This is a genomic window from Shewanella sp. UCD-KL21 (genome assembly GCF_001957135.1).
Taxonomy (GTDB): Bacteria; Pseudomonadota; Gammaproteobacteria; order Enterobacterales; family Shewanellaceae; genus Shewanella.
The window spans coordinates 1-25,717 of record NZ_MPHK01000033.1 but is presented as its reverse complement, the minus strand read 5'-3'; the positions used below and the strand labels follow the sequence as shown (position 1 = coordinate 25,717).

The 25,717-nt window shown below is 42.7% G+C and carries 42 protein-coding genes, 1 rRNA gene and 1 pseudogene; 35 read left to right on the top strand and 9 right to left on the bottom strand.

The features are described from left to right. From tuf to rplQ, 29 genes and pseudogenes are all read left to right on the top strand, one after another. Positions 1-277, top strand: a pseudogene (gene tuf, locus BM739_RS19220) (elongation factor Tu); the annotation flags it as partial. A 332-nt stretch (positions 278-609) separates the two neighbouring features. Then, positions 610-921, top strand: a complete 312-nt coding sequence (gene rpsJ, locus BM739_RS19215) for a 30S ribosomal protein S10 (RefSeq protein ID WP_055026509.1) — start codon at positions 610-612, stop codon at positions 919-921. Positions 922-948: 27 nt separating this feature from the next. After that, positions 949-1,587, top strand: coding sequence for a 50S ribosomal protein L3 (gene rplC, locus BM739_RS19210; protein ID WP_076543232.1), 639 nt, complete (start codon positions 949-951; stop codon positions 1,585-1,587). A 16-nt stretch (positions 1,588-1,603) separates the two neighbouring features. Continuing rightward, positions 1,604-2,209 (top strand): 50S ribosomal protein L4, encoded by a 606-nt coding sequence (rplD, locus tag BM739_RS19205; protein WP_076543231.1) that lies wholly within the window; start codon positions 1,604-1,606, stop codon positions 2,207-2,209. Next, positions 2,206-2,508 (top strand): 50S ribosomal protein L23, encoded by a 303-nt coding sequence (rplW, locus tag BM739_RS19200; RefSeq protein WP_076543230.1) that lies wholly within the window; start codon positions 2,206-2,208, stop codon positions 2,506-2,508. Before rplD ends, rplW begins: the two co-directional genes overlap by 4 nt. 16 nt (positions 2,509-2,524) lie before the next feature. Beyond that, complete coding sequence (gene rplB, locus BM739_RS19195) at positions 2,525-3,349, top strand: 50S ribosomal protein L2 (protein WP_076543229.1); 825 nt, start codon at positions 2,525-2,527, stop codon at positions 3,347-3,349. Between the two features lie 15 nt (positions 3,350-3,364). Further along, a complete protein-coding gene (gene rpsS / locus BM739_RS19190; RefSeq protein WP_006083596.1) occupies positions 3,365-3,643 on the top strand; it encodes a 30S ribosomal protein S19 in 279 nt (92 codons plus the stop codon). Positions 3,644-3,658: 15 nt separating this feature from the next. Continuing rightward, positions 3,659-3,991, top strand: coding sequence for a 50S ribosomal protein L22 (gene rplV / locus BM739_RS19185; protein WP_076543228.1), 333 nt, complete (start codon positions 3,659-3,661; stop codon positions 3,989-3,991). A gap of 12 nt (positions 3,992-4,003) precedes the next feature. Next, on the top strand, positions 4,004-4,693 hold the full coding sequence (gene rpsC, locus BM739_RS19180; RefSeq protein WP_076543227.1) for a 30S ribosomal protein S3: 690 nt from the start codon (positions 4,004-4,006) through the stop codon (positions 4,691-4,693). Between the two features lie 11 nt (positions 4,694-4,704). Then, entirely contained in the window at positions 4,705-5,115 is a 411-nt protein-coding gene (rplP, locus tag BM739_RS19175; RefSeq protein ID WP_055026502.1) for a 50S ribosomal protein L16, read from the top strand. Further along, entirely contained in the window at positions 5,115-5,306 is a 192-nt protein-coding gene (rpmC, locus tag BM739_RS19170; RefSeq protein WP_006083592.1) for a 50S ribosomal protein L29, read from the top strand. The genes rplP and rpmC overlap by 1 nt, the downstream gene beginning before the upstream one ends. Beyond that, the gene (gene rpsQ, locus BM739_RS19165; protein WP_055026501.1) at positions 5,306-5,554 is read left to right on the top strand and encodes a 30S ribosomal protein S17; all 249 of its coding nucleotides are present in this window, start codon (positions 5,306-5,308) and stop codon (positions 5,552-5,554) included. Before rpmC ends, rpsQ begins: the two co-directional genes overlap by 1 nt. 214 nt (positions 5,555-5,768) lie before the next feature. Beyond that, complete coding sequence (gene rplN / locus BM739_RS19160; RefSeq protein ID WP_076543234.1) at positions 5,769-6,137, top strand: 50S ribosomal protein L14; 369 nt, start codon at positions 5,769-5,771, stop codon at positions 6,135-6,137. An 11-nt stretch (positions 6,138-6,148) separates the two neighbouring features. Further along, on the top strand, positions 6,149-6,463 hold the full coding sequence (gene rplX / locus BM739_RS19155; RefSeq protein ID WP_076543226.1) for a 50S ribosomal protein L24: 315 nt from the start codon (positions 6,149-6,151) through the stop codon (positions 6,461-6,463). Between the two features lie 12 nt (positions 6,464-6,475). Continuing rightward, positions 6,476-7,015: a 50S ribosomal protein L5 gene (gene rplE / locus BM739_RS19150; protein ID WP_076543225.1), complete on the top strand. Its 540-nt coding sequence runs from the start codon at positions 6,476-6,478 to the stop codon at positions 7,013-7,015. A gap of 10 nt (positions 7,016-7,025) precedes the next feature. Then, positions 7,026-7,331: a 30S ribosomal protein S14 gene (rpsN, locus tag BM739_RS19145; RefSeq protein WP_076543224.1), complete on the top strand. Its 306-nt coding sequence runs from the start codon at positions 7,026-7,028 to the stop codon at positions 7,329-7,331. A 24-nt stretch (positions 7,332-7,355) separates the two neighbouring features. Beyond that, entirely contained in the window at positions 7,356-7,748 is a 393-nt protein-coding gene (gene rpsH, locus BM739_RS19140) for a 30S ribosomal protein S8 (protein ID WP_076543223.1), read from the top strand. Between the two features lie 10 nt (positions 7,749-7,758). Next, positions 7,759-8,292: a 50S ribosomal protein L6 gene (gene rplF / locus BM739_RS19135; protein WP_076543222.1), complete on the top strand. Its 534-nt coding sequence runs from the start codon at positions 7,759-7,761 to the stop codon at positions 8,290-8,292. Between the two features lie 10 nt (positions 8,293-8,302). After that, complete coding sequence (gene rplR, locus BM739_RS19130) at positions 8,303-8,653, top strand: 50S ribosomal protein L18 (protein ID WP_076543221.1); 351 nt, start codon at positions 8,303-8,305, stop codon at positions 8,651-8,653. Between the two features lie 12 nt (positions 8,654-8,665). Next, on the top strand, positions 8,666-9,169 hold the full coding sequence (rpsE, locus tag BM739_RS19125) for a 30S ribosomal protein S5 (protein WP_076543220.1): 504 nt from the start codon (positions 8,666-8,668) through the stop codon (positions 9,167-9,169). Positions 9,170-9,175: 6 nt separating this feature from the next. After that, positions 9,176-9,358: a 50S ribosomal protein L30 gene (rpmD, locus tag BM739_RS19120; RefSeq protein WP_076543219.1), complete on the top strand. Its 183-nt coding sequence runs from the start codon at positions 9,176-9,178 to the stop codon at positions 9,356-9,358. Positions 9,359-9,360: 2 nt separating this feature from the next. Beyond that, complete coding sequence (gene rplO / locus BM739_RS19115) at positions 9,361-9,795, top strand: 50S ribosomal protein L15 (protein ID WP_055026491.1); 435 nt, start codon at positions 9,361-9,363, stop codon at positions 9,793-9,795. A gap of 7 nt (positions 9,796-9,802) precedes the next feature. Next, complete coding sequence (gene secY / locus BM739_RS19110) at positions 9,803-11,143, top strand: preprotein translocase subunit SecY (protein ID WP_076543218.1); 1,341 nt, start codon at positions 9,803-9,805, stop codon at positions 11,141-11,143. A gap of 22 nt (positions 11,144-11,165) precedes the next feature. Then, positions 11,166-11,279 carry a 50S ribosomal protein L36 gene (rpmJ, locus tag BM739_RS19105; RefSeq protein WP_006083579.1) on the top strand — a complete coding sequence of 38 codons (114 nt, stop codon included), beginning with the start codon at positions 11,166-11,168 and terminating at the stop codon, positions 11,277-11,279. Positions 11,280-11,398: 119 nt separating this feature from the next. Continuing rightward, positions 11,399-11,755, top strand: a complete 357-nt coding sequence (gene rpsM, locus BM739_RS19100; RefSeq protein WP_076543217.1) for a 30S ribosomal protein S13 — start codon at positions 11,399-11,401, stop codon at positions 11,753-11,755. Positions 11,756-11,772: 17 nt separating this feature from the next. Next, a complete protein-coding gene (gene rpsK, locus BM739_RS19095; protein ID WP_011635661.1) occupies positions 11,773-12,165 on the top strand; it encodes a 30S ribosomal protein S11 in 393 nt (130 codons plus the stop codon). A gap of 32 nt (positions 12,166-12,197) precedes the next feature. After that, on the top strand, positions 12,198-12,818 hold the full coding sequence (rpsD, locus tag BM739_RS19090) for a 30S ribosomal protein S4 (protein WP_076543216.1): 621 nt from the start codon (positions 12,198-12,200) through the stop codon (positions 12,816-12,818). Positions 12,819-12,842: 24 nt separating this feature from the next. Continuing rightward, positions 12,843-13,832, top strand: a complete 990-nt coding sequence (gene rpoA / locus BM739_RS19085; RefSeq protein ID WP_076543215.1) for a DNA-directed RNA polymerase subunit alpha — start codon at positions 12,843-12,845, stop codon at positions 13,830-13,832. Between the two features lie 45 nt (positions 13,833-13,877). Beyond that, complete coding sequence (gene rplQ, locus BM739_RS19080; protein WP_076543214.1) at positions 13,878-14,273, top strand: 50S ribosomal protein L17; 396 nt, start codon at positions 13,878-13,880, stop codon at positions 14,271-14,273. Positions 14,274-14,377: 104 nt separating this feature from the next. On the opposite strand, the gene BM739_RS20050 is transcribed toward rplQ, so the two are convergent. From BM739_RS20050 to ccmA, 8 genes are all read right to left on the bottom strand, one after another. Continuing rightward, complete coding sequence (locus BM739_RS20050; RefSeq protein WP_139326928.1) at positions 14,378-14,755, bottom strand: DDE-type integrase/transposase/recombinase; 378 nt, start codon at positions 14,753-14,755, stop codon at positions 14,378-14,380. Continuing rightward, the gene (locus tag BM739_RS20750) at positions 14,710-14,949 is read right to left on the bottom strand and encodes an IS3 family transposase (RefSeq protein WP_368483163.1); all 240 of its coding nucleotides are present in this window, start codon (positions 14,947-14,949) and stop codon (positions 14,710-14,712) included. The genes BM739_RS20050 and BM739_RS20750 overlap by 46 nt, the downstream gene beginning before the upstream one ends. Positions 14,950-15,008: 59 nt before the next feature. Further along, positions 15,009-15,278: a transposase gene (locus tag BM739_RS19070; RefSeq protein WP_076543213.1), complete on the bottom strand. Its 270-nt coding sequence runs from the start codon at positions 15,276-15,278 to the stop codon at positions 15,009-15,011. 815 nt (positions 15,279-16,093) lie between these two features. Further along, a complete protein-coding gene (gene ccmE, locus BM739_RS19065; RefSeq protein ID WP_076543212.1) occupies positions 16,094-16,591 on the bottom strand; it encodes a cytochrome c maturation protein CcmE in 498 nt (165 codons plus the stop codon). Next, entirely contained in the window at positions 16,591-16,788 is a 198-nt protein-coding gene (gene ccmD / locus BM739_RS19060) for a heme exporter protein CcmD (protein WP_076543211.1), read from the bottom strand. Before ccmD ends, ccmE begins: the two co-directional genes overlap by 1 nt. Next, a complete protein-coding gene (gene ccmC / locus BM739_RS19055) occupies positions 16,788-17,534 on the bottom strand; it encodes a heme ABC transporter permease CcmC (RefSeq protein WP_076543210.1) in 747 nt (248 codons plus the stop codon). Before ccmC ends, ccmD begins: the two co-directional genes overlap by 1 nt. Continuing rightward, complete coding sequence (gene ccmB, locus BM739_RS19050) at positions 17,535-18,221, bottom strand: heme exporter protein CcmB (RefSeq protein WP_076543209.1); 687 nt, start codon at positions 18,219-18,221, stop codon at positions 17,535-17,537. 9 nt (positions 18,222-18,230) lie between these two features. Next, a complete protein-coding gene (gene ccmA / locus BM739_RS19045) occupies positions 18,231-18,881 on the bottom strand; it encodes a cytochrome c biogenesis heme-transporting ATPase CcmA (protein ID WP_076543208.1) in 651 nt (216 codons plus the stop codon). Positions 18,882-19,203: 322 nt separating this feature from the next. On the opposite strand from ccmA, the gene BM739_RS19040 reads away from it, so the two are divergent. Continuing rightward, positions 19,204-19,497 (top strand): cytochrome c5 family protein, encoded by a 294-nt coding sequence (locus tag BM739_RS19040; RefSeq protein ID WP_076543207.1) that lies wholly within the window; start codon positions 19,204-19,206, stop codon positions 19,495-19,497. 69 nt (positions 19,498-19,566) lie between these two features. Here the strand turns inward: BM739_RS19040 and ccmI are convergent, their stop codons facing one another. Continuing rightward, complete coding sequence (ccmI, locus tag BM739_RS19035; RefSeq protein WP_076543233.1) at positions 19,567-20,835, bottom strand: c-type cytochrome biogenesis protein CcmI; 1,269 nt, start codon at positions 20,833-20,835, stop codon at positions 19,567-19,569. A 424-nt stretch (positions 20,836-21,259) separates the two neighbouring features. Between ccmI and BM739_RS19030 the strand changes: the two genes are divergently transcribed. From BM739_RS19030 to BM739_RS19010, 5 genes are all read left to right on the top strand, one after another. Continuing rightward, positions 21,260-23,236 carry a heme lyase CcmF/NrfE family subunit gene (locus tag BM739_RS19030; protein ID WP_076543206.1) on the top strand — a complete coding sequence of 659 codons (1,977 nt, stop codon included), beginning with the start codon at positions 21,260-21,262 and terminating at the stop codon, positions 23,234-23,236. 15 nt (positions 23,237-23,251) lie between these two features. Continuing rightward, positions 23,252-23,803 (top strand): DsbE family thiol:disulfide interchange protein, encoded by a 552-nt coding sequence (locus tag BM739_RS19025; RefSeq protein WP_076543205.1) that lies wholly within the window; start codon positions 23,252-23,254, stop codon positions 23,801-23,803. A gap of 2 nt (positions 23,804-23,805) precedes the next feature. Further along, positions 23,806-24,297: a heme lyase NrfEFG subunit NrfF gene (gene nrfF / locus BM739_RS19020; protein ID WP_076543204.1), complete on the top strand. Its 492-nt coding sequence runs from the start codon at positions 23,806-23,808 to the stop codon at positions 24,295-24,297. Continuing rightward, on the top strand, positions 24,294-24,848 hold the full coding sequence (locus BM739_RS19015; protein ID WP_076543203.1) for a TlpA disulfide reductase family protein: 555 nt from the start codon (positions 24,294-24,296) through the stop codon (positions 24,846-24,848). The genes nrfF and BM739_RS19015 overlap by 4 nt, the downstream gene beginning before the upstream one ends. 617 nt (positions 24,849-25,465) lie before the next feature. After that, positions 25,466-25,717 (top strand): 16S ribosomal RNA (locus BM739_RS19010); the annotation flags it as partial.

Here is a 25,717-nt window from a genome sequence, read left to right as displayed (position 1 = left end):
AACTTTCGAATCAGAAGTATACGTACTTTCGAAAGAAGAAGGTGGACGTCACACTCCATTCTTCAAAGGTTACCGTCCACAGTTCTACTTCCGTACAACTGACGTAACTGGTACTATCGAGCTTCCAGAAGGCGTAGAAATGGTAATGCCTGGTGATAACATCAAAATGGTTGTTACACTAATCTACCCAATCGCAATGGATGACGGTTTACGTTTCGCTATCCGTGAAGGTGGCCGTACTGTTGGTGCTGGTGTTGTAGCTAAAATCGTTGCTTAATAGCGCCTTTAGTTAACACATGAAAAAAGGAAGCTTCGGCTTCCTTTTTTGTTTCTGTTGCTTTTTGATTTTATCCATGTAAAATCCACCGCCTTGAACAGAACCACTAAATTGAAGAGTTTTTGTTCACAGGGGTTGATCTATGAAATTAGATCTGTATAATTGCCCTTCGCTGTCCTAGACAGCGTAATATAATGTTTAATCATTTGGATTATTCATTTTCATAATTGACTCCGATTGGGAGTCTACGGTTAAATCATCTCGCTCTGCTTTTCCATTGGGAAGAAGCTAGAGGGTGATTTTTTATGTGTGCATTTTAGGAGCTCTGGTCAATGCAGAACCAAAGAATCCGTATCCGCTTGAAAGGATTTGATCATCGTTTGATCGATCAATCAACAGCGGAAATCGTTGAAACTGCTAAGCGTACAGGCGCACAGGTTCGTGGTCCAATTCCACTTCCTACGCGTAAAGAACGTTATACCATTTTGACTTCTCCGCACGTCAACAAAGACGCACGTGATCAGTACGAAATTCGTACTCACAAGCGCTTAGTTGACATCGTAGAGCCAACTGAAAAGACTGTAGACGCATTAATGCGTTTAGATCTTGCCGCTGGTGTCGACGTTCAGATTAGCTTAGGTTAATTGAGATCCTTAGAAGAGGTTTGAAAGATGGCTATCGGTCTTATTGGTCGTAAAGTGGGTATGACTCGCATCTTCACAGAAGATGGCGCTTCAATCCCTGTAACAGTAATTGAAATTGCTGGTAACCGCGTAACTCAAGTGAAAACTTTAGAAAACGACGGATACCGTGCTCTTCAAGTAACTACTGGTACCAAAAAAGCCAACCGCATCACTAAGCCAGAAGCAGGCCATTTTGCTAAGAGCGGCGTTGAAGCCGGTCGAGGTTTATGGGAATTGCGTTTGGCAGATGGTGAAGGTGAAGGCATTGAAGTTGGTGCTGAACTTAACGTTGATATCTTCGCAGATACAGCGAAAGTTGATGTTACTGGTCAATCTAAAGGTAAGGGCTTCCAAGGCGGTATTAAACGCTGGAACTTCCACGCTCAAGATATGACACATGGTAACTCATTGGCTCATAGATCTAATGGTTCTATTGGTCAAAACCAGACACCTGGTCGCGTTTTCAAAGGTAAGAAAATGTCTGGCCACATGGGTGCCGAGCAAGTAACTACTCAAAATCTAGACGTTGTACGTGTAGATGCAGAGCGTAACTTGTTATTGGTAAAAGGTGCTGTTCCTGGCGCTACCAATGGTGACTTGATTATCAAGCCAGCCGTTAAAGCATAGGTCTGAGGAGATAGTAATGGAATTGGTATTGAAAGACGCGCAAAGCGCTCTTGAAGTTTCCGAAACTACCTTCGGCCGTGACTTTAACGAGGCATTGGTCCATCAGGTAGTTGTAGCTTACGCTGCAAACGCGCGTCAGGGCACTCGTGCTCAACAGACTCGTGCGGAAGTAACTGGCTCAGGCAAAAAGCCTTGGCGCCAGAAAGGCACAGGCCGCGCTCGTGCCGGTAGTGTTAAAGGCCCAATCTGGCGTGGCGGTGGCGTAACATTCGCTGCTAAAACACAAGATCACAGCCAAAAAGTTAACAAAAAGATGTACCGTGGTGCTCTAAAAAGCATTCTTTCTGAATTGGTACGTCAAGAGCGTTTAGTCGTTGTTGAATCTTTTAGTGTTGAAGCTCCTAAAACTAAAGAGCTGAAAGCTAAGTTAAAAGAAATGCAACTAGAAGACGTTCTAATTGTTACTGCAGATGTTGATGAGAATTTATTCTTAGCAGCACGCAACTTATACAAGGTTGACGTACGTGACGTAGCGGGTCTAGACCCAGTTAGTCTAATCGCGTTCAACACTGTTCTTGTTACTGCTGATGCAGTGAAGCAAATCGAGGAGATGCTAGCATGATCACCGAAGAACGTTTGCTAAAAGTTATCTTAGCGCCACATGTTTCTGAAAAGAGCACTGTATTAGCTGAGAAAAACAACACTGTAGTTTTCCGCGTAGCAATCGATGCGACTAAAGCAGAGATTAAAGCTGCTGTAGCGAAACTTTTCGAAGTTGAAGTTGATAGTGTTCGCACTTTGGTAAACAAAGGCAAAACTAAGCGCACCGGTGGCCGTGTTGGTCGTCGTAGCGATTGGAAAAAAGCCTATGTAACTTTAGCTGCTGGTGCTGACATCGATTTCGTCGGTGGCGCTGAGTAAGCAAAGGAGAATTATCATGGCAGTTATTAAGTGTAAGCCAACCTCTCCAGGTCGTCGCCACGTTGTTAAAGTGGTGAACAGCGACTTGCATAAAGGGAAACCTTTTGCAGGCCTGTTGGCTAAGAAATCTAAAAGTGGTGGCCGTAACAATACGGGTCGCATCACTGTTCGTCACGTTGGTGGTGGACACAAGCAGCATTACCGTATTATTGATTTCAAACGCAATAAAGACGGTATCCCTGCAAAAGTTGAACGTCTGGAATATGATCCAAACCGTACAGCTAACATCGCGTTAGTATTGTACGCAGACGGTGAGCGTCGCTACATTCTTGCTGCAAAAGGCATGAAAGCTGGTGATGCAATCCAATCTGGTTTGGATGCAGACATCAAAACCGGTAACGCAATGCCGCTTCGCAACATCCCAGTGGGTAGTGTTGTGCATGCAGTCGAAATGAAACCTGGTAAAGGTGCTCAAATCGCGCGTTCAGCTGGTGCTTATGTTCAAGTTGTTGCTCGTGATAACCAATATGCAACTTTACGTCTTCGCTCTGGCGAAATGCGCAAAGTGCCTGTTGATTGTCGTGCAACATTCGGTGAAGTTGGTAATGCCGAACACATGCTACGCCAGTTAGGTAAAGCAGGTGCTAAACGCTGGAGAGGCGTACGCCCTACAGTGCGTGGTGTTGCAATGAACCCGGTAGACCATCCACACGGTGGTGGTGAAGGCCGTACATCTGGTGGTCGTCATCCAGTAAGTCCATGGGGTGTGCCAACTAAGGGTTATAAAACTCGTAGTAATAAGCTCACCGACAAGTACATTGTACGTCGTCGTAATAAATAGTAAGAGGATTCGCCCATGCCACGTTCTCTCAAGAAAGGTCCTTTCATTGACCTGCACTTGCTGAAGAAGGTAGAGAAAGCGATGGAAGCGGGAGATAAAAAACCAATTAAGACTTGGTCTCGCCGCTCAATGATCATCCCAAATATGATTGGGTTGACCATCGCTGTCCATAATGGTCGTCAGCACGTTCCTGTGTTCGTAACTGACGAAATGATCGGTCATAAGCTTGGTGAATTTTCACCAACTCGCACTTATCGCGGCCACGCTGCAGATAAGAAAGCGAAGAAGCGTTAATACGGGAGACATAAGATGGAAGTTTTAGCTAAACATCGTTTTGCCCGTACGTCTGCGCAGAAGGCCCGTCTAGTTGCTGATCAAATTCGCGGGTTGCCTGTATCTAAGGCGCTTGAGATTTTGACCTTCAGCCCTAAGAAAGCCGCCGTACTGGTTAAGAAAGTACTAGACTCAGCTATCGCAAACGCCGAACACAACGAAGGTGCAGATATCGATGAGCTTAAAGTTGGCCAAGTCTTTGTTGACGAAGCACCAACTATGAAGCGCATCATGCCTCGTGCCAAAGGCCGCGCTGATCGTATCATGAAGCGTACCAGCCACATTACAGTGGTTGTATCAGATCGCTAGGAGAAGAGAGCAATGGGACAGAAAGTACATCCTAATGGTATCCGTCTGGGTATCACGAAGCCTTGGATCTCTACTTGGTACGCCGATAAGTCAGATTATGCGAATAATCTGAACAGCGACTGGGAAGTTCGTCAATATCTTACAGAGAAATTGAAGGCTGCATCAGTATCTAAAATCGTTATCGAGCGTCCTGCGAAGAGCATCCGCGTTACTATTCACACTGCCCGTCCAGGTGTTGTGATTGGTAAGAAAGGTGAAGACGTTGAAGTATTACGTGCACATGTATCTAAAATTACAGGCACTACTGCTCAAATCAACATCGCTGAGATCCGTAAGCCTGAGTTAGACGCAAAATTAGTTGCTGACAGTATTGCACAGCAATTAGAGCGTCGTGTTATGTTCCGTCGCGCTATGAAGCGTGCAGTTCAAAACGCAATGCGCATTGGTGCTCAAGGTATCAAAGTTGAAGTGAGCGGCCGTTTAGGCGGAGCTGAAATCGCACGTTCTGAGTGGTATCGTGAAGGTCGTGTACCTCTACATACTCTGCGTGCTGATATCGACTATTCTACAGCTGAAAGTCACACCCAATACGGTGTGATTGGCGTTAAAGTTTGGATCTTCAAAGGTGAAGTTCTAGACGGTAACGTTGTAGCGTTAGAAGAGCCGAAGCAGCAGTCTAAGCGCAAGCCTCGTGGTAAATAGGAGAAACTTTAATGCTGCAACCTAAACGTATGAAGTTTCGCAAGATGTTCAAAGGCCGTAACCGCGGTCTAGCGAACGGTACTGAAGTTAGCTTTGGTACTTTCGGTTTGAAAGCTGTCGGCCGTGGCCGTTTAACAGCACGTCAAATCGAATCTGCACGTCGTGCCATGACACGTCACATTAAACGTCAAGGACAAATTTGGATTCGAGTTTTCCCTGACAAGCCAATTACCTCTAAGCCTCTTGAAGTGCGTATGGGTAAAGGTAAGGGTAACGTTGAATACTGGGTATGTCAGATTCAACCTGGTAAGGTTCTTTATGAGATGAATGGTGTATCTGAAGAGTTAGCGCGTGAAGCGTTTGCTTTAGCATCTGCCAAGCTTCCTATTAAGACTACCTTCGTAACTAAGACGGTGATGTAATGAAAGCGAGCGAACTAAGAGAAAAGAGCGTTGAAGAACTTAACGCTGAATTACTTGGTCTGCTGCGTGAGCAGTTTAACCTGCGTATGCAACACGCTACTGGTCAGTTGACTCAAACGAATCAATTGAAATTAGTGCGTCGTAACATTGCACGTGTTAAGACCATTATTACTTCTAAGGCAGGTGCGTAATGTCTGATAAAATCCGTACTTTGCAAGGTCGAGTTCTTAGCAACAAAATGGACAAGTCTATTACTGTTGCTATTGCACGCCAAGTGAAACATCCTATTTATGGGAAGTACATTAAGCGTACAACTAAGATCCATGCACATGACGAAACCAATCAGTGTAATGAAGGTGACGTAGTGACTATTAGTCAGTGTCGTCCTCTTTCTAAGACTAAGTCTTGGACACTTGTTGAAGTAGTAACAAAAGCCTAGTAATCATTAGGTTATAGTAAACGGCTCCAATGCTTGGGGCCGTTTGTTTTTTTATACTATGCAACCCAATATTTTGGTGTTATACTTGCGCCCCATTTTTGAACAAATTGCATTCAATGCTAATGAGTAATTAGCAAGGTATGAAATGTTCAAGAAGTGGACAAATATGATCCCAATTTCGGGGTTTTGTAGTAACGATAGCGGAGCACTTAAAATGATCCAAATGCAATCGACTCTAGACGTCGCGTGTAACAGTGGCGCTCGTAGAGTTCAGTGTATTAAGGTCTTGGGTGGCTCTCATCGTCGTTATGCCGGTATCGGCGACGTCATCAAGGTTTCTGTTAAAGAAGCTATTCCTCGCGCTAAAGCGAAGAAAGGTGATGTATATAACGCGGTGGTAGTCCGTACTAAGAAAGGCGTACGTCGTCCAGATGGTTCTGTCATTCGCTTCGATCGGAATGCAGCAGTTTTGCTTAACGCAAACCTTGCACCGATTGGTACTCGTATTTTTGGACCAGTGACACGTGAATTGCGCAATGAGCAGTTTATGAAAATCGTCTCTCTGGCACCAGAAGTACTGTAAGGAGCTTCAAAATGGCAGCTAAAATCCGTCGTGAAGACGAAGTAATTGTATTAGCAGGTAAAGACAAGGGTAAACGAGCTAAAGTTTCTCAAGTCCTACCTACTGGTAAGTTGATTGTTGAAGGCATCAATCTTGTTAAAAAACACCAAAAGCCAAACCCACAATTGGGCGTAACTGGTGGTGTAATCGAGAAAGAAGCAGCGATGCAAGCATCAAACGTAGCGATCTTTAACCAAGCCACAGGCAAGGCAGATCGTGTTGGTTTCCGATTCGAAGACGGCAAAAAAGTCCGTTTCTTTAAATCGAATAGTGAACTCATTAAGTAAACGGAGTAAACGATGGCGAAACTGCATGATAAATATCAAGAGACTGTTATTGCAGAACTTTCTAAAAAGTTCGAATATACCAGTGTCATGCAAGTCCCTCGGATTGAAAAAATCACCCTTAATATGGGTGTAGGCGAAGCCGTTGCAGACAAAAAAGTTATGGAGCATGCGCTCCGTGATATGACTGCAATCGCTGGCCAAAAACCAGTTGTAACTGTTGCACGTAAATCAGTTGCTGGTTTTAAAATCCGTGAAGGCTACCCTATTGGCTGTAAAGTTACCCTACGCGGTGAGCGTATGTGGGAATTTTTAGAGCGTTTAGTTGACATTGCAATCCCACGTATTCGTGACTTCCGTGGCCTAAGCGCAAAAGCGTTTGACGGTCGTGGTAACTACGCAATGGGTGTGCGTGAGCAAATCATCTTCCCAGAAATCGATTACGATAAAATCGATAAGATTCGTGGTATGGATATTGTTATCACTACTACTGCGAAGAATGATGAAGAAGGTCGTGCTTTGTTAGACGCATTTAACTTCCCATTCAAGAAATAAGGGTAGCATAATGGCAAAATCATCTATGAAAGCACGTGAAGCAAAGCGTGCACAGCTCGTAGCTAAATATGCTGAAAAGCGTTTAGCACTTAAGGCTATTATCAGCGCACCTGCGACTTCTGACGAAGACCGTTGGGAAGCTGTTCTTAAGTTACAAGCTCTACCTCGTGATTCTAGCGCTGCGCGTCAACGCAACCGTTGTAATCAAACTGGTCGCCCACATGGTTTCTTACGTAAATTCGGCCTTAGCCGTATTAAATTACGTGAAGCTACTATGCGTGGTGAAGTTCCTGGTCTACGTAAGGCCAGCTGGTAAGCACTTGTCACGGAGTAAGCTAATATGAGCATGCAAGATCCTATTGCGGATATGTTAACACGTATTCGTAACGGCCAAGCTGCTAACAAAGTATCAGTAAAGATGCCTTCAGCTAAGTTAAAAGTAGCAATTGCGAAATTACTTAAAGATGAAGGTTATATTACTGACTACGCCGTAGCAGAAGAAGCCAAGCCTGAATTAGAAATCACTTTAAAGTATTTCCAAGGCAAACCAGTCGTTGAGACTATCCAGCGCGTAAGTCGTCCTGGTCTTCGTATTTACAAAGGTAAAAACGAACTTCCAAAGGTGATGGGCGGTCTGGGTGTCGCAATTGTGTCCACTTCTAAAGGCTTGATGACCGATCGTGCTGCCCGCCTAACAGGCATGGGTGGCGAGGTTATCTGCTACGTAGCGTAAGGAGCTAGGTATGTCACGTGTAGCAAAAGCACCAGTGTCTATTCCTGCCGGCGTAGAGGTGACCTTAAACGAACAAACTATCACCGTAAAAGGTACTAAAGGTAGTTTGACTCGAGAAATCAACAAAGCGGTAAGTGTTGTTCTAGACAACGGCGTACTAAGTTTTGGTCCAGTTGAAGGCGTTGCTAACGCTTGGGCTCAAGCAGGTACAGCTCGTGCACTAGTAAACAACATGGTTGTTGGTGTTTCTGAAGGATTTGTTAAAAAATTAAAGTTAATTGGTGTTGGTTACCGTGCGAAAGCAGCTGGTTCAAACCTAGATCTAACTTTAGGTTTCTCACATCCATTGGTTCACAAACTTCCCGCAGGTGTTACTGCAGAGTGTCCTAGCCAAACTGACATCGTCCTTTCGGGCGTTGATAAACAGTTAGTTGGTCAGGTTGCTGCTGAGATTCGTGGCTATCGTCCACCAGAGCCTTATAAAGGCAAAGGTGTTCGTTATGCAGACGAGCAAGTACGCCGTAAAGAGGCTAAGAAGAAGTAGGTAACGCGATATGGATAAGAAAACATCTCGCTTACGTCGCGCTCTGCGTGCTCGTAAGAAGATCCAAGAGCTGGGCGTGAACCGTCTGGTTGTACATCGTACACCGCGTCACATTTATGCTCAGGTGATTAATCCTGAAGCTCAGGTGTTGGCAGTTGCTTCAACCGTTGAAAAAGCGGTTAAAGAACTACTAAAGAGTACCGGTAACGTAGACGCAGCTAAAGCAGTGGGTAAAACTGTTGCAGAGCGTGCGATCGAAAAAGGTGTAACTTCGGTTGCATTCGACCGTTCTGGTTTCAAGTATCACGGTCGCGTAGCAGCATTAGCTGACGCAGCTCGTGAAGCTGGCCTGAAATTCTAAGGGGTTATAAAAATGGCTAAATTAGAAGCTCAGCAGAAAGACGATTTGCAAGAGAAATTGATTGCAGTTAATCGTGTTTCTAAAGTAGTTAAAGGTGGTCGTATCTTTAGCTTCACCGCACTAACAGTGGTAGGTGATGGTAACGGTAAGATTGGCTATGGCTATGGTAAAGCGCGCGAAGTTCCAGCTGCTATTCAAAAAGCAATGGAAAAAGCCCGTCGTAACATGGTAACCGTGGAGTTGAACGCAGGTACACTGCATCACCCAGTTAAAGGTCGCCATACTGGTTCGCGTGTTTACATGCAACCAGCATCGGAAGGTACCGGTATTATTGCCGGTGGCGCAATGCGTGCCGTATTGGAAGTAGCAGGCGTTCATAACGTTCTGTCAAAAGCATACGGTTCTACTAACCCGATCAACATCGTTCGAGCTACTGTCGATGCGTTGGTGCACATGAAGTCACCAGCACAAGTTGCAGCTAAGCGCGGCTTGAATGTTGATGAAATTCGAGGTTAATGCACCATGGCTACTAAAACGTTTAAAGTAACACAGACAAAGAGTGCGATTGGTCGTTTGCCAAAGCACCGTGCCTGTTTATTAGGTTTAGGCCTAAGACGTATTGGCCACACCGTTGAAGTTGAAGATACTCCTTCAGTTCGCGGTATGGTTAATAAAGTTTACTACATGGTTAAGGTGGAGGATTAATAATGCGTTTAAATACTCTATCTCCAGCAGCAGGATCTAAGTCTGCTCCTAAGCGTGTAGGTCGTGGTATTGGTTCTGGTTTAGGTAAAACTGCAGGTCGTGGTCATAAGGGACAAAAGTCTCGTTCTGGCGGCGGTGTGCGTATCGGTTTTGAGGGTGGTCAAATGCCTCTTAAAATTCGTTTACCTAAATTCGGTTTTACCTCGCGCAAAGCTTTGGTCTCAGCTGAAGTTCGTTTACTCGAACTAGCAAAAGTTAACGGTGATGTTATCGACCTTAATGCACTGAAAGATGCGAACGTAATTACTCGCAACATACAGTTTGCGAAAATCGTTCTTTCAGGTACCATTGAACGCCCAGTGACCGTTAAAGGTCTGAAGGTAACCAAAGGTGCACGTGCAGCTATTGAAGCTGCCGGCGGCAAGATCGAGGAATAATACGTCGATGGCAAAACCAGGACTTGATTTAAAAAGCGCGAAAGGCGGTTTATCTGAATTGAAAACCCGTCTCCTGTTCGTGATTGGTGCGATTATCGTCTTTAGAGCCGGTTCGTTTGTACCAATTCCTGGTATTGACGCAGCTGTGTTAGCAGATCTGTTTGCTCAACAAAAAGATACCATCCTTGGCATGTTTAACATGTTCTCGGGTGGTGCTTTAGAGCGTGCCTCTATCTTTGCATTAGGTATCATGCCGTATATTTCGGCATCGATTATCATGCAATTATTGACAGTTGTTCATCCTGCCCTTGCTGAATTGAAAAAAGAAGGCGAGTCAGGAAGAAAGAAAATTAGTCAGTACACTAGATACGGAACGTTAGTGTTGGGTACGCTTCAATCGATTGGTATTGCAACAGGTTTACCAAGCCTAGTACCTGGCCTTGTGGTCAATGTAGGTTTTGGTTTTTACTTTGTTGCAGTTGTGAGTCTAGTGACAGGAACAATGTTCTTAATGTGGCTAGGTGAGCAAATTACTGAACGTGGTATTGGTAATGGTATCTCGATATTAATTTTCGCAGGTATTGTTGCTGGTTTACCGTCTGCTATCGGCCAAACGGCTGAACAGGCTCGTCAAGGTGATTTGAATGTACTGGTACTGTTGCTATTAGCAGTAATCGTATTTGCAGTTACTTATTTAGTTGTATTTGTTGAACGTGGTCAACGTCGTATCGTCGTTAACTACGCTAAGCGTCAGCAAGGCCGCAAGGTTTTCGCAGCGCAAAGCACACATTTACCTCTTAAAGTGAACATGGCAGGTGTGATTCCGCCAATTTTTGCATCCAGCATTATTTTGTTCCCAGGCACACTGGCTCAGTGGTTTGGTGCAAATGAGTCCATGTCATGGTTAAGCGATTTCGCTTTAGCTGTGTCACCAGGACAACCGCTGTATTCATTATTGTATGCAACAGCTATCGTTTTCTTCTGTTTCTTCTATACTGCGTTGGTGTTTAACCCACGTGAGACAGCTGATAACTTGAAGAAAAGTGGTGCGTTCATTCCTGGGATTCGTCCTGGAGAACAGACTTCGCGTTACATTGATAAAGTAATGACTCGTTTGACCCTAGCGGGTGCGATTTATATTACCTTTATCTGTTTAATTCCGGAGTTCATGTTAATTGCGTGGAAAGTACAGTTCTATTTTGGCGGTACTTCACTACTAATTATTGTAGTCGTAATCATGGACTTCATGGCTCAGGTTCAGACCCATATGATGTCTCATCAGTATGAGTCTGTGATGAAGAAAGCTAACCTAGTAAACAAAGCGAATTTAGATCGCTTTGGTCGCTAATAGCTTTTAACGGAGTGATGAAATGAAAGTTCGAGCTTCCGTGAAGAAGATCTGCCGTAATTGCAAGATCGTCAAGCGTAGTGGCGTTGTACGTGTGATTTGTGTTGAACCAAAACACAAACAGCGTCAAGGCTAAAAAAAGATATTTGCTCAGTTCTAAATAGAACTGAGCAAATAATGTTTGCAAATTTGTTGGCTGTCGAGTATCCTTTCGGGCTTTTCGCAGTCGACCTTTAACATATTAAGGAGTGCATAGTGGCCCGTATCGCTGGCATTAACATTCCTGATCAAAAGCACACAGTCATCGCATTGACTGCAATTTTTGGTATTGGACGTACGCGCGCTAGAGAAATCTGCGCAGCTACTTCAATCGCTGAAGATGCTAAGATCAAGGAATTGAGCGAAGCTCAAATAGATATTCTACGCGAAGAAGTTGCCAAATACTCAGTAGAGGGTGACTTACGTCGTGAGATTTCAATGAACATCAAGCGTCTTATGGATCTTGGTTGTTATCGTGGTCTCCGCCATCGCCGTAGCCTGCCTCTTCGTGGGCAACGTACTAAGACCAATGCGCGTACGCGTAAAGGTCCACGTAAACCAATTAGAAAGTAACGGGAAGGTAAACCAAAATGGCTAAAGTTCCGTCACGTTCTCCGCGTAAGCGCGTACGTAAACAGGTTGCAGATGGTATGGCTCATATCCATGCATCTTTCAACAACACAATTGTCACCATTACAGATCGTCAAGGTAATGCGTTGTCTTGGGCTACCTCTGGCGGTTCAGGTTTTCGTGGTTCACGTAAATCTACACCGTTCGCTGCGCAGGTTGCTGCTGAGCGTGCAGGTATTGCTGCACAAGATTACGGTGTTAAAAACCTTGAAGTTTTCGTAAAGGGTCCAGGTCCAGGTCGTGAGTCAGCCATTCGTGCGCTGAACGCTGTTGGTTATAAAATCACCAACATTACCGATGTGACACCTATCCCTCATAATGGCTGTCGCCCACCTAAAAAGCGTCGTGTATAACACGTCGTATATAGGATAGTTGGAGAAAGATCATGGCAAGATACTTGGGTCCTAAGCTCAAGCTCAGCCGCAGAGAAGGTACAGACCTTTTCCTAAAAAGCGGTGTGAGAGCAATCGATTCGAAGTGTAAGCTTGAAGCTGCACCTGGTCAACATGGCGCACGTAAGCCACGTTTATCAGAGTACGGTTTACAGCTACGCGAGAAACAAAAAGTTCGTCGTATGTACGGTGTGCTAGAAAAGCAATTCCGTAACTACTACAAAGAAGCTGCACGTCTAAAAGGCAACACTGGTGAAAACCTACTTGGTCTTTTAGAAACCCGTTTAGATAACGTTGTTTATCGTATGGGTTTCGGTGCGACTCGTGCTGAATCACGTCAATTAGTAAGCCACAAATCAATCGTGGTTAACGGTCGTGTTGTTAACATTCCGTCATTCAAAGTGTCTGCGAATGATGTTGTAAGCATCCGTGAAAAGTCACGTACTCAAGCTCGTATTAAAGCGGCTTTAGAAGTGGCTGGTCAACGTGAGAAGCCTACATGGGTTGAAGTCGACAGCGCGAAAATGGAAGGTGCTTTCAAGCGTCTACCAGAACGTAGCGATTTGTCTGCGGAAATTAACGAACAGCTGATCGTCGAGCTTTACTCTAAGTAAAGCTAACAAACAAGAGAGGACACAATGCAGGGTTCTGTTACAGAATTTCTAAAACCGCGTCTCGTTGACATAGAGCAGGTTAACCCAACTCGTGCCAAGGTTACGCTAGAACCACTAGAACGTGGTTTTGGTCACACATTAGGCAACGCTTTGCGTCGTATCTTATTGTCGTCTATGCCTGGCTGTGCCGTAACTGAAGTCGAAATCGACGGCGTGTTACATGAGTACAGTAGCAAAGAAGGCGTACAAGAAGATATCCTTGAGATATTGCTTAACCTTAAAGGTTTAGCGGTAAACATTGAGGGTAAGGATGAAGCTTTACTTACTTTAAGTAAGTCAGGAACAGGCCCTGTTACAGCAGCAGATATCACACATGATGGTGATGTTACCATTATGAATCCTGATCATGTTATCTGTCATTTGACTGGTAACAATGATATCAGCATGCGTATCCGTGTTGAGCGTGGTCGTGGTTATGTTCCAGCTTCGGCTCGTGCACAAACCGAAGACGATGATCGCCCAATTGGTCGCTTGTTGGTTGATGCTTCATTCTCACCTGTTGCTCGCATTGCATATAATGTTGAAGCGGCACGTGTAGAGCAACGTACTGATTTAGATAAACTCGTTATCGATATGACCACTAATGGTACTATTGATCCTGAGGAAGCAATTCGTCGTTCTGCAACAATTTTAGCTGAACAGCTAGATGCGTTCGTAGATCTACGTGATGTGACTGAACAGACTGTTGTAGAAGAGAAACCGGAGTTTGATCCGATTCTGTTGCGTCCTGTCGACGATTTAGAGCTAACTGTACGTTCAGCCAACTGTTTGAAGGCTGAAGCGATTCATTACATCGGAGATCTAGTACAACGCACTGAAGTTGAGTTGCTCAAGACTCCTAATTTAGGTAAGAAGTCTCTTACTGAAATTAAGGATGTATTAGCGTCTCGCGGATTGTCTTTAGGTATGCGTCTAGAAAACTGGCCTCCAGCTAGTTTAGCAGACGACCTATAAGTCCCAGTTTAGTTAGTACAGATTAAAGATTATAAGGATTAGGTCATGCGCCATCGTAAGAGTGGTCGTCAACTAAACCGCAACAGCAGTCATCGTCAAGCTATGTTCCGTAACATGGCATGCTCACTAGTTAGTCATGAGTTAATCAAGACTACAGTAGCTAAAGCGAAAGAACTGCGCCGCGTAGTTGAGCCTCTAATAACACTTGCTAAAGTTGACAGCGTTGCAAATCGCCGTTTAGCTTTCGCTCGTACCCGCGACGCTGAAGTTGTAGGTAAGTTATTTACTGAATTGGGTCCACGCTTCCAGGAACGTCCTGGTGGTTACACTCGTATTCTTAAGTGTGGTCTACGTACCGGTGATAAAGCCCCTATGGCTTACATCGAGTTAGTAGGTCGCCCTGAAGCTGCTGAAGCTGTTGAAGTAGAAGCTGCAGAGTAATTTATTACTCATTTAAAAAAACCGAGCCTAGCTCGGTTTTTTTATGTCTAATTTTCGAAGAATTTAACTTAAATCATCTTTACTAATTTATTTCTCATAGTACTTTACTCCGGCTTACCTGGCTTAATAAAATCTAACTTGATGCCATGATGCTCTGCCCAAACCTCAAGTGCATGTGAGATTAACTCCGGGCCATTATCTTGCCTTAAACGCTTTGGATAACCGCGATAGGCAGCTATTCTATCCAGTACACGTATAACCCGTTGCGCTGGTAAGCTTGAGTCCACTTCTATAGCTAAAGCTTCACGATGATAATCATCAATGACATTAAATGTTCTAAACGACTTTCCTGAGAACAAGTTATCGCTCATAAAATCCATCGACCAGCATTCATTTGCCTTTGCAGGAACAGATAGCGGCTCAGGCTCACGAAAAGTTAAGCGTTTTTTGCCTTTTCGACGTAAGTTAGCTTCAAACCACAATAAATACGGTACACACGTTTATGGTTCCATTTATGCACTAGGAGTCGTAGCCGTTTAAATATCTTGCGAAATCCATAAGCCTTATGTTTTTCAGCAATGTCAGATACCGCTTCAATGATGTCATTATCATCGATACGTTTGAGTTGATAATAAAATGTGCAACGACTGATACGTAACGCATCACAAGCCAACACAACACCTAGGCCAAACTCATGAATGGCATAGTGGGCTAAGACCTTTCGCTCTGCTGGCTTTATAGCTTTTTTTCAACAATATCTTTGAGTGCCATGTTTTGTAAGCTGACATCAGCAAACATCTTTTTAAGTTTGGCGTTCTCGGCTTCTAATTCACGCATACGGGATAAATCAGAGGCTTGCATACCACCATATTTAGACTTCCATTTGAAATAGGTACTTTGACCCACATTATGTTTGTGGCATAACTCTGGCACAGTGAGTGCGCCAGACTCGCCTTCTTTGAGGGTATTGATAATTTGGCTTTCAGTAAAACGTGTCTTTTTCATGTGATTCTCCATTTCGTTTAGTGTAAATGGAAAACTCTATTTAAAGCATTCTGATTTTAAGGGAGCGTTACATAACCACTTATTTTTTCAAGCAGCACATGTTAAACAAGTCCACCTGAGTCTTTAATTCCAAGTGTCCCGGCTTGCTTAGACTCAGAATGTAGTGGACAACTAAAATGACTTCGCTGTTATTTGAACCCCGGTTGCTAATTATCTGATTTATTTTGATTAATTCGAGATTTTATTCAGCAGCGATCAAAAGATTTTGCTTGGTTAGTAGTTAAAAAAGGTCTTCAAGTCAACTAGAACTGTTGAGCCTTGGTTTGGCATTGGGGTTTGCTTGAACGTAGAATATAGTTTTGTTCAAGGGATTTTTTAAAGAAGGATTTTGTGCAGTGCTAGCGGGCATGTTAGTTATTCATGCGCTGTAGGTATTAGATATATAACGCTTGAGAGCAATCTAAAAGCTTCCTGTCAGCTTATTACGATTAATATGGGGCGAGTCGCCTTGCTAATATAAGCCCGTTTACAAGTGCGTAGAGGCAAGGGTTTTCATTTTCAGTGTAATTAGCACGTTATCGTTTTTTGGGGGAACATTCCAAATAATTCAGGGGGATTTATTATCACAATATTTTGGTTAAACATTACCTTTTGTTGTTTGAGGTTTACAGTAAGCTTAAAGCTCATGCTGGACTCCTATTCTTTAATTGTGCAAACCAAATAAAAAAGCACCGACCAATTATGATCAGTGCTTTACATGGTTATTAGCTTATGGATGAATCTTAAATTCCGTATGGTCGCTACTTAACCTTGGATTACTTGTATTTATAACCTTCGGATTGAGTTTGCTCCGAGTAATCTAATTTTTCATGGCTTTGGCCCATGGCTTCAGCAACTTCTGGAGGCATGTAATTTTCATCATGCTTTGCAAGTACTTCAGTTGCTTGTAACACGCCAGGCTCTGTTAATACGCCTTGTGCAACAATACCTTGTCCTTCACGGAATAGATCAGGCAACAAGTCATCAAATGTTACGATGATTTCGCCACCAAGAATATCGTGAATGGCAAATTCAACATGTAAACTATCAGGATCACGAACCATTGAGCCTAAGGTCACCATACCACCTACACGTATACGTTGACCAACTTCAGGTTTGTCACCTGTATCTGGTTTACCGTTTACAATTTCATACGGAGTATAGAATAAGTTTAAGTTCGAATTTAGCGCATATATTAATAATGATGCGATACCGGCAACACCTGCAATTAATGCGACTGCTAGTGTTAATCTCTTTTTGCGTCTTGAATTCACTATCTGCTACTCCTAGTTTCTTTTAAGCGTTCTTCACGCTCAATCTTCTTAGCTATTTCAGCTAAAATTGATTTCTTTTGTCTCAGGCTCAACATGATCAACAGGCCAAGACTACCGAAAGTAACCCCGTATGAAAGCCATACATAGAAAGCATAGCCGCCCATATTGAAAAAATCTGCTAATGAATCAAATTGCATTATTTTGCTGCCTCTTGTTTTGCCATGTCTCTTACCCAAGGACGCATACCATTACGCGCAAGAATTTCAGCTCTAAAACGTACCAGTGTTAATGCGCCAATCATCATACCAAAACCAAAAATGTTCATAAGTAATGGGTAAAGCATGTCGCCTGTCATGGTTGATTTTTCAGTGATCTTAATCGTTGCTGGCTGATGTAAGCTACTCCACCAATCTACAGAATACTTAATGATCGGGATGTTAATTACACCGACGATTGCCAAAATACCTGCAGCTCGAGCGGCGAGTACTTTGTCTTCGAATGAGGCATAAAGTGAGATAACCCCTAAATATAAGAATAACAGCACTAATTCAGATGTTAGACGTGCATCCCATACCCACCAAGTACCCCACATTGGTTTACCCCAAGAGGCGCCAGTGAATAAGGCTATAAAGGTGATTACAGCGCCAATTGGTGCAATGGCAGCTGCGGCCCAATCAGCAGCTTTGATTTGCCATACGATCCCGACAAACGAAGCTGATGCCATAGCCATATAAGCGGCCATAGACATTGAAGCAGCAGGAACATGGACATAAATAATACGGAAGCTATCGCCTTGTTGATAATCCATTGGGGCAAAAACTAATCCCCAAGTGGTTCCGACACCGATTAAGCCAATTGCTAAACAAGCAAACCAAGGTAATAACGTACCTGATAGTTTATAAGCACGCTCAGGATCAGCGTATGAATGTAGCCATTTCCACATTTAGTTTGTACTCACTCTTAATGAAGCACCAATTGCAAATGGTGCCATAACTAATGATCCGACCAACATTGCACCAATGATGGCAAGTTGACCAGTGTAGGGTAAATTCATTCCAGCCGCATCAATCGCACTGGTAGCGAAGATGAGAACAGGTATATATAGCGGTAAAATTAGCAAGCTTAGTAGAACGCCGCCTTTGCGTAATCCAACCGTTAATGCGACACCAATAGCACCAAGAAGCGACAACACTGGTGTTCCTACTGCTAGTGTCGAGATTAGTGCGCCATAGCTATTACTATCTAAATGCAGCAGTACTGCAAGTAAAGGTGCCACTAATATTAATGGTACACCGGTTAAAATCCAGTGTGCCAATACCTTTGATAATACCAATATTGATAATGGCTGTGGGCTGAGCAACATTTGCTCTAAGCTGCCATCACTAAAATCGGCTTTAAATAAACGTTCCAATGACAGCATCGATGCTAGTAGGGCTGCGACCCAAATAATGCCTGGTGCCACACGTGATAATACTTGTGGTTCTGGGCCAATGCCTAGCGGAAACAATGTCACTACCAGTACAAAGAATAATAACGGGTTAAAAATATCACCACGATGTCGTATGGCGATTTTTAGATCCCGATGCAACAATGTCATAAATGCTTGGGTGTAACTTATGCCTCTTTTCATTGTTGTACCTTATACGAAGCGATAGTCTAGTTTGATCTTACGAAGCACATCATCAGTAATGATGCCCATATCTTGGTGAGTTGTCATAATCACGCAACCCCCATTTTTAGTGTGCTGAATAAATAATTGCTCTAACTCTTCAACACCTTTTTTATCAATGGCGGTAAATGGCTCGTCTAAAATCCAAATACGACAATTGGTATGCCACAGTCTTGCTAATGCGGTGCGACGATGTTGACCTGCAGATAAATGTCCTGCTAGGGCTTCTTCAAAACCGCCTAAGTTAACTTTGGCTAATATATCGTAACTATCAAAGTCATCATAACCAGTTAACCTTAAATTGAAGTTAAGATTTTCTTTTGCTGTTAACTCACTTTTAACACCTGCTAAGTGACCTAGGTAAAGTAAATCTTCATTAAATTCATCACGGCATTGTGTGATATCGGTATCGATATATTCGACTTCACCAGCGTATGGCCTTGAAAGTCCGGCAATTATGCGTAGTAAACTGGTTTTTCCGGCACCGTTTGGACCTTCAATTTGGACAATATCACCAGCGTTAATTTCAAAACTCAATTCGTCAAACAGAATGCGATCTTCACGAATACAGGTTAACTCATTCGCTCTTATTAAGGTCGGCCGTTGAATGTTTTCTGTCACTTAGCCCTCATTATCACTGTTAAAGATGAATACAATTTTATATTAACATAAACACAATTAGCGGTTTAGCATTCAGCTCATCTATGTGCTAGGTATTTGAAGTGGTTCCAATAAAATACATCTTATGTGAACTTTTTCATGATTCTCTAATATATTACTTTATCTTAGCTTATTGTCTTCATTTGGACGCTAAGGTGAGATTCTTGTCACAAAAAGGTGAGTTTTATTGAAGTTTGTAGTAATCTGATGGCGATTTATAAGTCTGCCTTCATTAAAAGGTGGCGTTGAGCTCTTAATTTATTTGCATTTAGGAACGATGAACATGAAAAAATTATTAGCAATGACTGCAGTTGCCGCGTTGACTTTGTCTTCAAACGTTTTTGCCCAAGATGGCGAAGCGGTTTATAACAAAGCGTGTACAGTATGTCACAGCATGGGAGTTGCTGGTGCACCAAAGACTCACGACGCTGCAGCTTGGGAACCACGTTTAGCTAAAGGTCTTGATGCATTAGTTGCAACAGTCAAAACAGGTTTAAATGCAATGCCACCAGGTGGAATGTGTACTGATTGTACTGATGAAGATTACAAAAACGCTATTGAGTTTATGTCTAAGTAATTTTAGATTGCTCAATAAAAAAAACCGGCTTATTAGCCGGTTTTTTTATGTCTATTTATTGATAGTGGATTATTGAACCACTGTATCAAGTAATAGTGTAGCTTCTTTACCCACAGCAACTGATGCAACGATACCTTTTAAATCACCAGGTTGCGCCTTCACACTGCCATGTTTTGATAGCACTGCGATAATTTCTACATTTTCAGCACTGCTTAGTTTTACATCGCCACCCATTGAAGTCGTGTCATCAAGTGTCACGGTTACAGGTAAACTGTTGGCACTGATTTTAGTCGCAGCTAAAGGTACTTTTGGGCCTTGAGTTGAACGGGCGAAGATAAATACCATATCTGAAGAGTTAACTTGATCGGCTAACTCAGGTGCAATTGATATTGCAACATCGACCGTTTTAACACCTGCTTCGGTTGTCGCTGCTGCCATTGGGTTATGAGTGCTATCGTTTGGCATCACTCCCGTTTCAGCTTGAATACGCATTTTGGCAGATTCAATAGCATTCATCAGTGCAGTGCGATCTACATCTTTACGATCGCTATCTAAAATTGATTGCCAAGCTGTGATTGCGCTTTGATAGTCAGCGGTGAAAAACGCATCCATACCGACAAGTAACAAGGTAGATGGGTCGTTTGGATCTAATGCTAACGATTGATCAACAAGCGCTTGAATCTGAGAATTCATTTGCTGACCATTTTTGTAATACAGTGCAGTCGCTTTAGGGCCTAATAATTCAGACGCAGTACCAACTAATTCCATCACCTTATCAAAAGAGGCAACAGCATGGTCAAACTGGTTTGCTGAGATATAAGCGTGACCTAAGCTAAACCAAGCTTGGCTGTTTTCTGGCTCAGCTTGAACTTGCTGCTCCATCATTTGTACACGTTGAGCCATAATCTGCTCATTGCTCATACCTTGATGCGGCGATGCTTCAGCTTGTGGCGGGGTAGCTAACTCCTGGTAAGCACCAAGGGTTGAGTAAAAGTAACCTGAAACAGCCAAGACACCAACGGTCATAATTGATGGCCATAAGATCCCTTTTGCTTTTAATTTCGTATCTAAAGAATCGTCACCAGCAATCTTCATATCTTGCAGAAGACCAATTTCTAGTTCTTTTTTAAGCGCGTCAAACTCTGTTTGATCAAGCAAGCCTTCTTCAAGTTCTTTAGCTAAAATGCCTGCACGTTCGTTGAAGAGTTCAAGGTTAGTTTGCTTACGTACGCCTGATTCTTCAGCAGATAGCATTTTTTGCTGACGAAAATGAGGGATCCAAATCAGCATTAAACTGATGAGTACGACAAGCGCAATAAATATCCAAAATGTGGTCATTGTTTCAATATTCACTTTTAGGTTGCTGAAAAAATAAAGCGGAATTGCCGCCTAACTTGAGTGCTAGATTATACGTAAAGATGATTCATTGAACAGTAATATACGATTTAACTTACTCAGAATCCTTATAGTTGGGCACTGGTTCACAAATAAATAACCACCTTTGAAATCAAACGAAACTAAAATGAACTTTTTTAGTCATAGGCTTAGCTGTTATAACTTTGTGTTTTTAATCTCTATTTTTTTGAGAATGAGACAAGTAACCCAGTTTTGCATGAAATAGGCAGACATAAACAACAGCAAATACTAAAATATAACAAAATTCGTATTAGCTAATGTTAATGTAGCTGATATATAGCATTATGTTAGTTATGCGTTGGTTTGATTAGCTTCGGACCAACTTTTATCACACTGAGGAATACCCATGATCCCAGAACTTGGACACTTCTCGCTCATTATAGGTGTGGCATTTGCCATGCTATTAATGACCGTGCCGTTAATTGGTGCAGCCCGTAAGGACCAGTATCTCGTAAGATATGCTTGGCCAATTTGTTACGGTATGTTCTTTTTCATCGCTCTTTCAGTTATCAGCCTAGGCTATAGTTTTGCCGTTGATGACTTCTCTGTGGCTTACGTCGCACATCATTCAAACTCACAATTGCCAATCTTCTTTAAGATTGCAGCAGTGTGGGGTGGTCATGAAGGTTCACTTCTATTCTGGGTATTCTCTATATCTGTCTGGGCTGCATCTGTTGCATTGTTCAGTAAAGGTATGGAAGAGGTCTTTATCGCACGAGTACTTGCGGTATTAGCAATGATCATTGTTGGCTTCTCTTTATTCATGCTAATCACTTCAAGCCCATTTGAGCGTATTTTTCCAATTCCTATGGAAGGCCGAGATTTAAACCCAATGTTGCAAGACGTGGGCTTAATCTTCCATCCACCAATGTTGTACTTGGGTTATGTTGGTTTCTCAGTTAGCTTTGCATTTGCTATTGCTGCACTCATGAGTGGTCGTTTAGATTCAGCTTGGGCTCGTTGGTCACGTCCTTGGACACTCGCAGCTTGGGTATTTCTAACTGGTGGTATCTCGTTGGGTTCTTGGTGGGCATACTACGAACTTGGCTGGGGCGGATGGTGGTTCTGGGATCCAGTAGAAAACGCATCATTCATGCCTTGGTTAATCGGTACAGCGTTAGTGCATTCACTCATTGTGACTGAAAAACGTGGCGCATTCCGTAACTGGACCGTATTACTGTCTATCTTCGCTTTCTCATTAAGCTTGCTAGGTACCTTTATTGTTCGTTCTGGTGTCTTAACATCAGTGCATTCATTCGCAGCCGACCCAAGTCGTGGTATGTTTATTCTACTCTTGCTTGGCCTCGCCGTTGGTGGCTCCTTGACCCTGTTTGCGTTAAGAGCAAGTCAAATGAGCAGCCCTGCAAGATTTGAACTCAAATCAAAAGAGACCTTCCTACTTGTATGTAATGTGTTATTAACCGTTGCAGCTGGTACCGTACTACTTGGTACGCTATATCCATTGCTAATTGATGCATTAGGTATGGGCAAAATCTCTGTAGGACCTCCGTATTTCAACGCTGTATTTGTACCAATTGTACTTGTACTGTTTGGCTTCATGGGTATTGGCCCAATCATTCGCTGGAAAAAATCTAAAGCGGGTGAGATTAAACGCCAACTTATGATCCCTGCGATTGTGGCTGCCATTGTTGGTTTGGCTACACCATTTATCGCTGGTAACGAGATGAACCTTTGGGTTGCATTCGGTATTGCTGCTGCGACATGGGTAGCACTAGCAACATTCAGAGCTGCATATAACCTAGTAACTGACAAAGAAGGTAAGTTCACTCTTAACAAGATTGGCCGTAGTGAAATGGGGATGATTATTGCCCATTTAGGTATTGCCGTATCAATTGTTGGTGCCACTATGGTGTCTAACTATTCGATTGAGAAAAGTGTTCGTATGGGCCCAGGTCTCAGTGAAGAGTTAGCGGGTTATACCTTTAACTATATTGAAACCAAAAACGTTGTTGGTCCTAACTACACCGCGCAACAAGGTCAGATTGAAGTTTATTACGATGACGAATTTGTTACATTATTAAGACCTGATCGTCGTCAATATAATGTACGTACGATGGATATGACTGAAGCGGGTATTGATTGGGGCTTGTTCCGTGATCTATATGTGACCATGGGCGATCCATTGAGCATGACTCAATTTGCTGTACGTCTTAACTATAAACCGTTTGTTCGTTGGATTTGGTTTGGTTCAATCTTTATGATGGTCGGCGGTTTCTTAGCTGCATCAGACAAGCGTTACCGCGTTAAAGAAGCTAAAACTGCTAAAGAAGAAGCAGAACAAGCAAAATTAGCCACTGCTTAATATATCGGAGAAAGTATGAAAAAGTTGGTGCTGTTTATACCATTGGTATTGTTTTTGGGGATGGGAGTTTTTCTTTATCAGGGGTTATTCTTAAATCCGCAAAAGCTGGATTCAGCACTAGAAGGAAAGCCGGTACCGGCTTTCCAACTTGAACGCCTTGAAACACCGGGTGAAATGCTAACGCAAGCTGACTTAAAAGGTGAAGTGTCGCTGATCAATGTTTGGGCTACATGGTGCCCAGCATGTAAATACGAACATCCTTTTTTAATGATGCTTGCGCGTAAAAATATTTTACCTATTTATGGTGTTAATTATCGAGATGAGCGTGGGCCAGCAATACGCGAGTTAAGTCGTGAAGGCGATCCTTACGCGCTTAACATTTTTGATAAAGATGGACGTTTAGGTCTAGACCTTGGGGTATATGGAGCACCAGAAAGTTTCATTGTTGACCATAACGGTATTATCCGTTTCCGCTATGCGGGACCAGTTGATAGTAATGTCTGGAGTGAAACACTCTACCCAATGATCCAACAGTTACAAGCTGAAGCTAAACAAGACGGAGTTTAATAATGAAAACATTGAAAATACTTGTTGGCTTGATGACAAGTTTAGTTTTAGCTTTTAATGTGATGGCAACGCCAGTAGATACTTATGAATTTAAATCTACCGATAACCAAAAGCGTGCGTTGAACTTAGCGCACTCATTACGTTGCCCGCAGTGTCAAAACCAGAACTTGATCGATTCTAATTCGCCTGTAGCCCAAGACCTACGTCTTGAAGTTTACACCATGGTTGATGAAGGAAAGAGTGATGATCAAATTGTCGAGTTTATGACAAGTCGCTATGGTGACTTTGTACTATATAAGCCAAGACTAGATCCTAAGACCTACATTCTATGGATTGGCCCATTTGTACTTATGCTTATTGCACTTTACATTGCATTGGTTGTTGTTCGTAAACAACGTGGTAAAGAAGCAAACGTGGAGCAAGAGTTAACCGACACAGATCGTGACGAGTTAGCCGCTTTATTAGCAAGCAAGCAACAGCGAGATGAAAAATGAACAAGATGATCAAATTGATCATGCTTGGTGCATTAGCGGTAAGTTTTACCGCTAATTCATATCCTGGAATGGAAAAGCAGCAACAGCATGTTAGTCAATCAACACTTGATAAGATAAATGTATTAGCGCAGCCGTTTCCTATTGCACACATTGGTTTTAATGATGCCGAAGGTAATGAAGTTGATTTCGAAGCCCATAAAGGCAAAGTTGTTATCATTAATATGTGGGCGACCTGGTGTCCTCCATGTGTAAGAGAGCTACCCGCATTAAACCGATTAGAGAAAACACTGAGCAAAGACGAATATGTGTTGATGCCAATCTCTATAGATGCAGAAGGCAAAAAGCAAGTCAGTCCATTTCTTGACTCGATTGGCTTAGGTACTTTTAATTCCTACTACGATTCAAGACAGAATTTACGTGAAGTATTCCCACTAGACACCATACCAGCGACCTTTATTCTAAATAAAGAAGGTGAATTGGTTGCTTATGTACGTACTTATGTCGATTGGGATGATGAAAACGCCGTTGAGTTTTTACAGCAGTTTCAATAAAGGCAATTAAAGTCTAACGATAGTGATATAACATTGCTGACTTATTAGACTAATTACACTTAAATAGCTTAAAAAAGATCGCATTTGATGAAAAGATCATCATGCGATCTTTTTTTTGCTTTTTTATCACTAAAAGCCCTTGCGCTAAATCTTAACTTCCCTATAATGCGCATCCACTGACACGGCGACAAGCCAATAGGCTCAAGGTGTTAGCGTTAATTAAGCTGCTTTTAAAGCATCATAATTAACCGGTTGAAAAGCATTTTAAATTAACCTTAAAAATGACTTGACGCCAACAACGGGAAGTGTAGAATACGCCTCCTCAAGCCAATGACCTAGCGTCAAATGGCTGCTGATATGAAAGATTATTTCTTACATGATTAGCAACGCTCTTTAACAAATCAAACAAGAAATCTGTGTGGACATTCACAGGCATTAAGTTAATCGAAATTGCATCTTAGGATGCAATCAAAATTATTACTCAATGTAACAATGAGTGTTCATAGCAATATGTAACAAACGTTTTAGAGATTCTTCCGAGTCTTTAAATCGAAATCAGAATTCATTGAGYCGAAACGAAGCTTTTATTTATAAGAGTGGATGTTTCAACAAAACTTTAATTGAAGAGTTTGATCATGGCTCAGATTGAACGCTGGCGGCAGGCCTAACACATGCAAGTCGAGCGGTAACAGGAATTAGCTTGCTAATTTGCTGACGAGCGGCGGACGGGTGAGTAATGCCTAGGGATCTGCCCAGTCGAGGGGGATAACAGTTGGAAACGACTGCTAATACCGCATACGCCCTACGGGGGAAAGGAGGGGACCTTCGGGCCTTTCGCGATTGGATGAACCTAGGTGGGATTAGCTAGT